The sequence below is a fragment of the Nitrococcus mobilis Nb-231 genome (assembly GCF_000153205.1).
In the GTDB taxonomy this organism is placed as follows: Bacteria; Pseudomonadota; Gammaproteobacteria; order Nitrococcales; family Nitrococcaceae; genus Nitrococcus; species Nitrococcus mobilis.
The window spans coordinates 2310994-2321922 of the sequence record NZ_CH672427.1 but is presented as its reverse complement, the minus strand read 5'-3'; the positions used below and the strand labels follow the sequence as shown (position 1 = coordinate 2321922).

General features: G+C 60.8%; 10 protein-coding genes. 5 read left to right on the top strand and 5 right to left on the bottom strand.

Features of this window, described 5'->3' with window-relative positions; all coding sequences use genetic code 11:
- The first annotated feature begins 205 nt into the window (after window positions 1-205).
- The gene (gene rpoH / locus NB231_RS10580; protein WP_005002589.1) at window positions 206-1084 is read left to right on the top strand and encodes an RNA polymerase sigma factor RpoH; all 879 of its coding nucleotides are present in this window, start codon (window positions 206-208) and stop codon (window positions 1082-1084) included.
- Between the two features lie 128 nt (window positions 1085-1212).
- Here the strand turns inward: rpoH and NB231_RS10575 are convergent, their stop codons facing one another.
- Together NB231_RS10575 and radC are read right to left on the bottom strand one after the other, a co-directional pair.
- Complete coding sequence (locus NB231_RS10575; RefSeq protein WP_005002588.1) at window positions 1213-1452, bottom strand: hypothetical protein; 240 nt, start codon at window positions 1450-1452, stop codon at window positions 1213-1215.
- Between the two features lie 32 nt (window positions 1453-1484).
- Complete coding sequence (radC, locus tag NB231_RS10570) at window positions 1485-2159, bottom strand: RadC family protein (protein ID WP_005002587.1); 675 nt, start codon at window positions 2157-2159, stop codon at window positions 1485-1487.
- 295 nt (window positions 2160-2454) lie between these two features.
- Here radC and coaBC point away from each other — a divergent pair, with 295 nt between their 5' ends.
- From coaBC to argB, 4 genes are all read left to right on the top strand, one after another.
- A complete protein-coding gene (gene coaBC / locus NB231_RS10565) occupies window positions 2455-3681 on the top strand; it encodes a bifunctional phosphopantothenoylcysteine decarboxylase/phosphopantothenate--cysteine ligase CoaBC (RefSeq protein WP_005002586.1) in 1227 nt (408 codons plus the stop codon).
- Window positions 3647-4102 carry a dUTP diphosphatase gene (dut, locus tag NB231_RS10560; protein WP_005002585.1) on the top strand — a complete coding sequence of 152 codons (456 nt, stop codon included), beginning with the start codon at window positions 3647-3649 and terminating at the stop codon, window positions 4100-4102. Before coaBC ends, dut begins: the two co-directional genes overlap by 35 nt.
- A gap of 108 nt (window positions 4103-4210) precedes the next feature.
- Window positions 4211-6736, top strand: a complete 2526-nt coding sequence (locus NB231_RS20055) for a phosphomannomutase/phosphoglucomutase (protein WP_005002583.1) — start codon at window positions 4211-4213, stop codon at window positions 6734-6736.
- Between the two features lie 32 nt (window positions 6737-6768).
- Window positions 6769-7686 carry an acetylglutamate kinase gene (gene argB / locus NB231_RS10550; protein WP_005002581.1) on the top strand — a complete coding sequence of 306 codons (918 nt, stop codon included), beginning with the start codon at window positions 6769-6771 and terminating at the stop codon, window positions 7684-7686.
- A 43-nt stretch (window positions 7687-7729) separates the two neighbouring features.
- Here argB and NB231_RS10545 read toward each other — a convergent pair whose 3' ends face one another.
- The 3 genes from NB231_RS10545 to pyrE form a co-directional block, all read right to left on the bottom strand.
- Window positions 7730-9466: a potassium/proton antiporter gene (locus tag NB231_RS10545; RefSeq protein ID WP_005002579.1), complete on the bottom strand. Its 1737-nt coding sequence runs from the start codon at window positions 9464-9466 to the stop codon at window positions 7730-7732.
- A gap of 60 nt (window positions 9467-9526) precedes the next feature.
- Entirely contained in the window at window positions 9527-10183 is a 657-nt protein-coding gene (locus NB231_RS10540) for a DUF4124 domain-containing protein (RefSeq protein WP_005002577.1), read from the bottom strand.
- 72 nt (window positions 10184-10255) lie between these two features.
- On the bottom strand, window positions 10256-10903 hold the full coding sequence (pyrE, locus tag NB231_RS10535; protein WP_005002576.1) for an orotate phosphoribosyltransferase: 648 nt from the start codon (window positions 10901-10903) through the stop codon (window positions 10256-10258).
- Window positions 10904-10929 lie beyond the last annotated feature (26 nt).

The following is a 10929-nucleotide window of genomic DNA, read 5'->3' as shown; positions in this document are numbered from 1 at the left end:
CAGGCCCTAGTAATGACTCATCATCGGCAGCTTCGATAAGCCACGTTGTGCCATCCACGTGGTAGGAAAGCATCGAACATGTCTTTACAACGGGGAACTTTATATGACTTGTATCCTCGAAGAAAACGAAGCAATGCTAAAATAGCCACCATCGTAAGAGTCGATCTGAAAGGCGTTCATCGGCCACGACCATAGGGAAGACGAGATGGAAATGACCAAAGCGCTAGTTCGATCCGATCTAAGCACATTGCCTCTCAAGCTCGGCAGCGAGGAGCATTACATTCAGGCGGTCAATCGCCTTCCAACGCTCAGCGCCGAAGAGGAGTATCAACTGGCGCGCCGCTACCGTGACCACAATGATCTCAAGGCCGCACGTGGGTTGGTTCTGTCGCATCTGCGGTTCGTGGTCCACATCGCTCGTGGTTATAAGGGCTATGGCCTACCGCTTACCGACCTGATCCAGGAAGGCAACATCGGTCTGATGAAGGCGGTCAAACGTTTCGATCCGGCTGTCGGGGTGCGGTTGGTCTCTTTTGCCGTGCACTGGATCCGCGCCGAGATCCATGAGTTCATTCTGCGCAACTGGCGCATCGTCAAAGTCGCTACGACCAAGGCGCAGCGCAAGCTGTTCTTCAACTTGCGCGGCGCCAAAAAGCGCCTCGGTTGGCTGAACCGCGCGGAGGTCGACGCCGTGGCCAATGACCTGGGCGTCAAACCCGAGACCGTGCAGGAAATGGAATTGAGACTGTCGGGTCAGGAAGTGAGCTTCGACCCGGGACCGGATGCGGCTGAAGACGACGACATCGTACGCGCGCCGGCGGCGTACCTCAGGGACCAACGCCCGAACCCGGCCGAGGAGATCGAGTCGCACGATTGGCAGACCCACCAAAGTGAATCGCTCGCGACCGCTTTGGCGCATCTGGACGAGCGCAGCCGCGCTATCGTGCATGAGCGTTGGCTCAACGAGCCCAAAGCGACACTGCAGGAGCTTGCCGAGCGCTACGCGGTCTCCGCCGAACGCATCCGCCAGCTGGAGAAAAACGCCCTGAAGAAGCTACGTTTGGCCATGGGCACTCCGGCCTAACCGCCACGCGGGCGCCCGTCCTCTTTGTAGGATACGGAGACAGGCTCGGTTACGCTACGCGGTACGGCGGCCTCCGGAGACACTTTTTCAGTATCGGTGTTTGCCGATGCAATGTCAGAAAACACCCCTCAGCCGGAAAACCGAGTATCTGAGTCCCAGGGTTGGGAGCGGGCGAGGCGCTCGCAGAGTTCCGCATCGGTCAGCGCATCGACCTCTCGATGCGCTTCCAACCGCGTGGTAGAAGTCATGGCGGCTTTGCGAGTCTCCCCACCGCCCTCGGGCAAGAACAACAGCACCTGGATACCATAGGACTCACGCCCCACCACGGCGTCCCAGCGCCGCCCATCTTGGTCACGAAAAGCTCGCATACGTCCAATTCGGCCCCATCGTCGGGAAAGCGCTACATCAAACCACGCTCGGCAAGTGAAACCACTTCGCTATCGCCCACCACGAAGTGGTCCAAAAGCCGGATATCGACCAACGCGAGCGCTTCCCGCAAACGTTGAGTCAACATAGCATCCGCGCGGCTCGGCTCTGATACGCCCGATGGATGGTTGTGGGCGACGATCAATGCCGCGGCGTTGCGTTCCAGGGCACGTCGCACGACCTCCCGAGGATAGACGCTGGCAGCATCGATCGTGCCACGAAACAGCTCCTCGAAAGCAATCAGGCGATTGCGATTATCCAGGAACAAGCAGCTGAAAACCTCGCAGGGATAACCTCGCAGCCGGGTCTGCAAAAAGCGCCGAGTATCCTCAGGGCTGGCGAAGGCGTCGCCGCGCTGCAGCCGCTCTCCGAGATGGCGCCGCCCCATTTCCAACACCGCCTGAAGCTGGGCGAACTTCGCCGGCCCCAATCCTCCGCGCGCGCAGAAACGGCTCAAATCAGCCTCCAACAAAGCACGCAGCCCGCCGAAATCGGTCAGCAACTCCCTTGCCAAATCCACCGCGGTCTGCCCGGGTCGCCCGGTGCGCAGAAAGATGGCCAGCAACTCGGCATCGGATAGCGCTTCGGCGCCGCGCAACAGTAACTTCTCCCGGGGCCGTTCGGCCGCCGGCCAATCGGTAATCGCCATGGTAACCCTCCCTGTCACCGCTTGCTTGCAAGGTTTTGCTAGCCTTTGCAAAGTGCGGTGTCGATTCTACACTCGATTGCCGCACACCCGCATCCTGTCCGGAGGCTCATGGGCGGGCCGTACGAGTGGCCGGCTCGCGCGCGAGCGCACTTGGATCACTGCAATGCACCACCAGCCCTCCGTCCTCGAGCCCTGCTAGCGCGCCCAAAGTGCGGCGCTGCAGACGGAACCGGGTTAAGCAGACCGTTTTTTGGGTAATCTGTAGCATCTTTCCTGAACCGAGAGCATTGACACCATGCCTGCCCTTACCGCACGCCATATCCTACTCGGCGTTACCGGCGGCATCGCGGCTTACAAGAGCCCCGATCTGGCGCGGCGGCTACGCGAGGCCGGCGCCGAGGTGCGCATTGCCATGACCCGCGCCGCCAAGGAGTTCGTCCGCCCGCTGACTTTCCAAGCGGTCTCGGGTAAGCCGGTACATTGCGATCTGCTGGATCCGGCCGCCGAGGCCGCCATGGGCCATATCGAGCTTGCCCGCTGGGCTGAGTTGGTCCTGGTGGCACCGGCCAGCGCGAATTTCATGGCGCGACTGGCCCACGGCCATGCCGACGATCTGCTGACCACCTTATGCCTTGCCACGCGCGCCCGCATCGTACTTGCCCCGGCCATGAACCAAGCCATGTGGGCCCACGCGGCGACCCAGGCCAACCGAGCCCAACTCGAAGCACGCGGGGTGCGTCTGTTGGGTCCCGACTGGGGCGATCAGGCCTGCGGCGAAGTGGGTCCCGGACGTATGCTGGAACCGGCGGCCATCGTCGCGGGATTGAGTGAGCTCTACTCACCCGGCGCATTGCAGGGCTGCACGGTCATGATCACCGCCGGGCCGACCCGCGAGGCGATCGATCCGGTGCGCTTCATCAGCAATCGCAGCTCCGGGAAAATGGGTTTCGAGTTGGCCGCCGCCGCCCAAAAAACCGGTGCACGGGTGATCGTAATCGCTGGCCCATCAGGAGAGTTCCTTGCCGCAGGTATCGAGCGCTGGGATGTGGAAACGGCGCAGCAGATGTATGAAACGGTCATGCAGCACATCGAGGACTGCGATATCTTTATCGGCGCGGCGGCGGTGGCCGATTATCGTCCCGCGACGCGATCCGCCGAGAAGATCAAAAAGAAGGAGACGGCGCTCACCTTACGCTTGGTACGAAATCCCGACATCGTGCAAGCGGTTGCAGCGCTCGACCAGGGGCGGCCATTCACGGTGGGTTTTGCTGCGGAAACCCATCGACTGAAGGAGCATGCCGAGCACAAGCGCTGCCATAAACAACTGGATATGATCGCCGCCAACTGGGTCGGACGACCGGGCCTGGGCTTCGATAGCACGAGCAACGCTCTGGAGGTCTTCTGGGAAGGGGGACACGTGAGTATCGCCCAAGCCACCAAAGCCCAAGTGGCCCGACATCTCATCGAGATCATCAGCGAGCGCTACCATGCACAAAGTTCAGCTGCGCATTCTGGATCCTAGGCTCGAAAGTGAATTCACCCCGCCGGAATATGCTACGGACGGCTCGGCGGGGCTCGATCTGCGTGCCTGCCTCGAGGCCCCTTTGACGCTCGGCGCCGATCAGACTGAGCTGATACCCACCGGCATCGCGGTACACATCGGCAATACCGGTTTCGCCGCGCTTATCCTGCCTCGCTCGGGCTTGGGCCATAAACACGGCATCGTGCTCGGCAATCTGGTGGGGCTGATCGACTCCGACTATCAGGGCCAGATTTTTGTTTCCTGCTGGAACCGCGGCATGAAACCATTCACTATCGAACCGGGGGAGCGTATTGCCCAGCTCATTTTTATCCCGGTGGCCCGACCCGCGCTCGAACTCGTAGAGGCATTCGACCCCAGCAGGCGGGGCGAACGCGGGTTCGGACATTCCGGACGTCATTAGATCATTAAAGAGCGTTAACACGGCTCAAGACACGCAATTCGCGCCAATCGCCCGCCGATCCTGAGAATAAAGTGCAGGTGAATACCAGCAAGCAGTCCGGATAATGCCATGAAGGAAAATGGGAAGCGTCGCGCACGCCCGCAGGATGCGCCTGCAGCAACTGCACCGAAAGGCCCCAAAGCCATCACCGGCTATTTCATCAGCGTGGCGCTGGTCGCCGTCCTGCTTCTGCTCGCCTCGCTGATATTAACCGCGGCACTTGGACAGCGCGCCAAGCAGGCGCTCTGGCAAGCGGCCGCCAACCACACAGCGGAGTTGATCAGCCGTAATCTCACGGCACAGATCGCCACCCTCTATGAGGCGCTTGCCGAAACAGCCCGCCTCGAGGTATTGCAAAAAGCACTGCAAAACGGCGATCAATCGACCTTGATCGAGCTCACCCAGGTGCTCCAATCAGCGCTCCCGCCAGCCGCTCGTCTGCTTATCGTGCCAAAGGGCGGCTTGTCACCCGATCCGAACGCCACACCTCCCATCGGTTACGCTCTGCTCGACATGGTCAAAGTGGCTTCCGCAGGGCATCGCCCCCCTGCGGAGGTCCATCTGCCAGGGCGCCCGGGTGCCAGCGTTAACTTGGTCGAACCGGTCCGTGCGGGCGATGCGATCCTCGGCGCACTGGTGCTGACCCTACCCGCTGATCGCTGGTTTCAACAGCTCACCCCACCACCACAAGCCTGGATCGGTTTGCGGCGGCACTCCGCCGACGCCTCGGTGATGCTGGCCGAGTCAGGAAACCGCCAAGCCGCCGGACCCCGTATCCGTCTCGCTGTGGCCGGCACCGCTTGGCAGCTCGAGTACATCGATGGGCACAGTGCCGATCCACTGGCCGGAATGAACACACCGCTCGCGCTCACGGTCGTCTCCGCGGCGATATTGCTGATCTTGCTTAGCGCAGTGATCGTCAGTGTACGCCTGCGCCGGATGCTTGCCGCCGACGGCCAAACCTTCGCACGTATCGTCCAGGACTGCCTGACCGGAAAACCGCAAACCCATTACACTGTGCGCTTGCGGGAGCTGCAAGCGGCGCTCACTGCGGCTTTGTCCGCGACTCGCGCACCGCAGACCCCGATCGCTGCGGCCGGATCTCCAGAAGAGTCGGTCGAACCCGCAGTTGATTCAGAACGGGCAGCCAAGCCGGTGGCGGCACCACAACCCATGGAAGTCGCCGAAATCAACGCCGCACCGCATGACTTCGCATCGGCGCCCCCCATCGATCCCTCCATTCTGCGCGCCTACAACATTCGCGGCACCATCGGCAAAACCCTGACACCCGAAGTGGTGCATTGGTTAGGTCGGGCGATCGGCAGTGAAGCCGCTGCCCGAGATCAGCAGACCATTGTGGTGGGCTATGATGGCCGCCACTCCAGTCCAGAGCTCGCGAAAGCGCTGAACGAAGGACTGGCGGCGGCGGGCCGGCACATAATCGATATCGGCCGCGTTCCTACCCCGGTTGTCTATTTCGCCACCTATCATCTCGACAGCCACGCCGGTGTAATCGTAACCGGCAGTCACAATCCGCCCGACTACAATGGACTTAAGATCGTACTCGGCGGCGAGAGCCTTTCTGGCGAAGCCATCCAGGCTTTGGGACGGCGTATCGAAAGCGGCGATTTGCACCTCGGGCGCGGCGGGATAGAGCGCCAGGATATTTTCGCAGCCTACCGGGAGCGTGTATTGCACGACGTGGCGTTACACCGTCCCCTCAAAGTAGTCGTGGATTGCGGCAATGGAGTGGCCGGCGAGCTCGCGCCCGATCTCATCCAAGCCCTGGGCTGCGAAGTCGTAGAACTGTTTTGCGAAATCGACGGCGACTTCCCGAATCACCACCCCGATCCCACCGCGCCCGAGAACCTGGAGTCGTTGATCCAGCAAGTGCACGCGCAACAGGCGGACCTCGGCCTCGCCTTCGATGGCGATGGCGATCGGCTCGGCGTAGTAGACAATCAGGGCAAGATCATCTGGCCCGATCGCCAGTTGATGCTCTTCGCCGAAGACATTCTCAGCCGCAACCCGGGCTCGGATATCGTCTTCGACGTCAAGTGCACCAGTCGGCTCGCCGACGTCATCACCGAAGCGGCCGGCGTACCCATACTCTGGAAAACCGGCCACTCATTGATCAAAAGCAAACTGCGCGAGACGGGGGCGCTGCTGGGGGGCGAGATGAGTGGCCATATCTTTTTCAACGACCGCTGGTACGGCTTCGACGATGCAATCTACGCCGCCGCACGACTACTGGAAATCCTCTCCATGGATCCGCGAACAAGCGCCGAGGTCTTCGCACAGCTACCCGAGGCCGTCAGCACCCCCGAGCTGCGCTTGGACCTGGAAGAGGGTGAGCCGCCGCGGCTCATGGACACATTACGAGAACGGGCGAGCTTCGGCAACGCCCGTGTGACCACCATCGATGGCCTACGGGTCGATTTCCCGGACGGTTGGGGCCTGGTGCGTGCTTCCAACACCCAACCTTGTCTGGTATTACGCTTCGAGGGCGATGATACCGTAGCGCTCGAGCGTATCGAGACGACCTTCCGAGAGTTGATCGAGCGTGTCCGCCCCGGCTTGAAACTGCCATTTTGAAGACGACAAAACAAACTGGGCAACCCATTAATATGCGCAAACCTCCCACCCCTGCAACCCAAGTCGCCCATGTTCTCACCGAGGCATTGCCCTATATCCAGCGCTTCCACGGCAAAACCCTCGTCATCAAGTACGGGGGCAACGCCATGGTGGATCAACACCTCAAAAAAAGCTTCGCCCGCGACATCGTGCTGATGAAACTGGTGGGCTTCAATCCCGTGGTGGTGCACGGTGGAGGACCGCAGATCGGTCAGTTGCTCACGCGCATCGGTAAAGAATCGGAGTTCGTCGACGGCATGCGCGTGACCGATGCCGAAACCATGGATGTGGTGGAAATGGTACTCGGCGGGTTGGTGAACAAGGAGATCGTCAATTTAATCACCGCCCAGGGCGGGCGAGCCGTAGGGCTTACCGGCAAGGACGGCGGCCTGATACGTGCCCGCAAACTCCATATCACCCGTCGCAGCGAATCCGAGCAGGAACCGGAGATCATTGACATCGGCCACGTTGGCGAAGTGGATTGCATCGATGCTTCGCTGATCGACGTATTGGCCGGCGGCGCCTTCATCCCAATCATCGCACCCATTGGGGTCGGTGTGGATGGCCGCTCCTACAACATCAACGCCGACTTCGTCGCCGGCAAGTTGGCCGAGACTCTGCACGCGGAAAAGCTCATCCTACTCACCAATACCCGGGGCTTACTGGACCGGGAAGAGCGGCTTCTCACCGGCCTGGACTTACACCAAGTAGAACGCCTGATCGCCGATGGAACCATTCACGGCGGCATGCTGCCCAAGATACGCTGCGCGCTGGAAGCCGTCGCCAATGGCGTTCACACTGCCCACATTATCGATGGCCGGGTCGAACATGCGGTGCTTCTGGAGCTGTTTACCGATTCCGGCGTGGGTACCCTCATTCATGGCCAGGGAGGAGCGCACTGGCCCACCTGAGCACCAGAGTCTCCCAGAATCACCCAACATTGTGCACTGACATTCAACTCGCCGGTGGGCGGGGCAGTTTGACGCCCACCTTGACGATCTGGCGCTGATCCATCTCACGCACAACCAGCATGACATTGCCAACCTCCACCAGGTCACCCTCGGAGGCCTTGTTGTGCAAACGCCGGTTCAGATAATCACCGATGGTCTCATCTGGCTGGGCATCGATTATCGGCTTACTAAGGTAAATTGCGGCAAAATCCGCCATCGGCGAAAGCGCCCCTATAGTGAACTCACCGTAGAATCGCCGCTGACTCTCGGGCTGCTGCGCTCCCATCTCGTCGAGCCAGTGATCGAAGCGCTCCTGCACGCTCGAATCGGCAGAAGGAACCAGCAAATACAGCAGATCTCGGGCTTGCAGAGCACGTTGCGGCGTGACCGGCACACTGCAGCCCTGGCGCACCAACGCCAGCAGCTGGACGCCATACGGCGGCTGCAGTGCGCCCAAAGGCGCGTTCAGCGCCGGACATTGTGGCGGCAGCTCGCAGATCACCAGCTCATGATCACTGGGAATGCCCAGATCGATCCAGCGCGCATCCGGATGCAGGCGCGGCAACTGCAAACTCAGCCAGCGCGCGACCGGCGCGACAGTCCAACCTTGTAATAGCAACGAAATCAGAACAATAAAAAAAACGAGATTGAAATCCACCACTGCGCCGGGAACCCCCGCGAGCAACGGAAACAGGCTAAGCACGATCGGAACCGCCCCGCGAATTCCTACCCAGCTGATGAACACCACTTGTCGCCACGGAAAGCGAAACGGCAGTAAGCACAGCGCCACCGCCAGCGGTCGGCCCAGCACAATGATGGCGCCGACCACCAGCAGTGCCTTGGGCGCAACCTGCAGCAGATCGCTCGGTGTCACTAGCAGCCCCAGCATGAGAAAAAGGCCGATCTGACAGAGCCAGGCGATGCCGTCATGAAAGCGTTGGATACTGCGCCGGGCCAAACGGGCCCTATTACCGAGAATCAAACCGGCAAGGTAGGCGGCGAGGAAGCCGCTGCCACCGATGTACGCGCTCATGCCATAAATAAGCAACCCCCCCGAGAGCGCAAGCAACGGGTAGAGGCTCGCGGGCAGAGGCAAGCGATTGACCACCCACGTGAGCAGCGCTCCGCCGGCTCCGCCGAGCGCCGCGCCGCCGATCAGCTGCTGCCCTAAGCTCACGAGCAGGCCGGCCGGCGTGGCCTGGTGTTGTTGCAGCACCCATTCAATCAGTACGACCGTTAGGAAAATCGCAATGGGATCGTTAACCCCGGATTCGATCTCCAGCGTGTTGCGCACCCGCGGGTGCAATTCCAAACCTCGAGCACGCAGCAGATAGAATACGGCCGCCGCGTCGGTCGAACTGATAATCGATACCAGCAACAGGGAATTCAACCAAGGATCGCCGTAGAGCAACACCACGCAGCCAGCGGTTATGATCGCCGTCGCGACCACGCCAGCCGTCGCCAGGCTCAGCCCGGGTCCGAGCCCGGTACGAAAGCTCGATAATGGGGTATGCAAGCCCCCATCGAATAGAATGACAGCCAGCGCCATGGTGCCCAACAGATGAGCGGTGGCGACGTCCTCGAACTGAACTCCACCGAGCCCTTGCTCACCGGCCAACATGCCCAGCACCAGAAAAATCACCAGCACCGGCACGCCGCTGCGCTCGGCGGGAATGCTCGCAAGGATACTGAGAGTCAAAAGGAAGCCGGCGAGGAAAACGATCTGATCGGTATACGCCATGTTTCCGCTACCGTCCTCGCTGGCAGACCGGCTGGAACAGGTAGGCCCGAGGGTTTTTCTTCAGGGCTTGTCGAGCCGCTCGGGTGCCTCGCGCCGGCCCTCTGCAGCCATTAGCTCACGGTAACGCGCCAGGTCGCGGGCGAATTCCTGACGTATCCGCTCGCGCTCCTGCAGTTTGCGCTCGATGAAAACGTCATTTTCGTCGATATGCCGTTGTAGCTGTAGGATTTCGGCATAAACCGGCGTCGGATCACGCTGTCCAGTGCGCTCGATACGTACGGCCCTACGCCGCTGCACCTGCAATCGACGCTCGAGTTTATCGAGCCGTTCCTGGATAAGCTTGATTTGCGCGGTTATCGCCTGCAGGCGATCATCGCGGGCCGCCTTTATCTCCTGCACACTCGAGAAGGTGAGCAAAAGTGTTTTATCGTATTCTTCCTGGACGCGCCGCCGCCGCTCGGCCTGCCGAGCCATCTCATGCGCCCGTTGCTCGGCCTCCAACTGCTGGCGCGTCGGTGGCGGCTCGATGGTCTGAAGCGTCTGGCCGCTTGATGATTTGACCTCGCGTTGTTGACCGGCCGCCGCCGGTGGAACGGTATCGCTGTAATGTACCCGTCCCTGCGCGTCAACCCATTTGTAGAACCGGACCGGCCCTGCGGCCGCGGCGCTCGCCAACCACAGGCCGAATACGAGCAAGAGCATGCCACGAATGATCATCCGATTCCCTAACCCTGCACGAAATATCTGCTCCACTGGCAACCGGTGCTCGTTGAAACGTCCGACTGGTAATCAACAAGATGCGCCGTAGGCGGCTCGATAGGCCTGCATGGCGGCAAGCTCTGCAGACCGGCCTCCCTGTTCCAGGAGATATTCGATCAGGGTGTCCAAAGTAATGATGGCGGCAACGGGTACGCTATGATTCGCTTCGAGCTCGGCCGTCGCTGCGACGGCGCCTTCGCCACGCTCTTGTCGGTCCAGGGCAATCACCACTCCCGCCAAAGAGGCCCGACTCGCCGCGATGAGCGCCACGGATTCGCGCACGGAAGTACCGGCCGATATAACATCGTCGATCATCAAGATCCGCCCGTGCAATGGCGCACCGATGACCTTACCGCCTTCGCCGTGTGTCTTGGTCTCTTTGCGATCGAATGCGTAGGGCACATCCCGACCATGATGCTCGGCAAGCGCTATGGCGGTGGCGCAGGCAAGTGGGATCCCCTTATAAGCCGGGCCGAATAGCATATCGAAGTCGATCCTGGAGCCAATTATCGCCTGGGCATAATATCGCCCCACCTGGATCAGGGACTGCCCCGTGGCAAACCGCCCCGCGTTGAAAAAATACGGACTGCGACGGCCCGATTTCAAGATAAACTCACCAAAGCGCAGAATTCTGTGCTCTAGGGCGAATTGTATGAACGCACGCTGGTAATCGAACATGCGCCTACTCTAGCCCATTCAGCGCA

Bases quoted from the DNA above. Each gene is read 5' to 3' on its own strand.
- radC (WP_005002587.1), bottom strand. From the start codon at position 2,159: ATGGCGATTACCGATTGGCCGGCGGCCGAACGGCCCCGGGAGAAGTTA.
- dut (WP_005002585.1), top strand. From the start codon at position 3,647: ATGCACAAAGTTCAGCTGCGCATTCTGGATCCTAGGCTCGAAAGTGAA.
- argB (WP_005002581.1), top strand. From the start codon at position 6,769: ATGCGCAAACCTCCCACCCCTGCAACCCAAGTCGCCCATGTTCTCACC.
- pyrE (WP_005002576.1), bottom strand. From the start codon at position 10,903: ATGTTCGATTACCAGCGTGCGTTCATACAATTCGCCCTAGAGCACAGA.
- coaBC (WP_005002586.1), top strand. From the start codon at position 2,455: ATGCCTGCCCTTACCGCACGCCATATCCTACTCGGCGTTACCGGCGGC.
- NB231_RS10545 (WP_005002579.1), bottom strand. From the start codon at position 9,466: ATGGCGTATACCGATCAGATCGTTTTCCTCGCCGGCTTCCTTTTGACT.
- rpoH (WP_005002589.1), top strand. From the start codon at position 206: ATGGAAATGACCAAAGCGCTAGTTCGATCCGATCTAAGCACATTGCCT.
- NB231_RS10540 (WP_005002577.1), bottom strand. From the start codon at position 10,183: ATGATCATTCGTGGCATGCTCTTGCTCGTATTCGGCCTGTGGTTGGCG.
- NB231_RS20055 (WP_005002583.1), top strand. From the start codon at position 4,211: ATGAAGGAAAATGGGAAGCGTCGCGCACGCCCGCAGGATGCGCCTGCA.
- NB231_RS10575 (WP_005002588.1), bottom strand. From the start codon at position 1,452: ATGCGAGCTTTTCGTGACCAAGATGGGCGGCGCTGGGACGCCGTGGTG.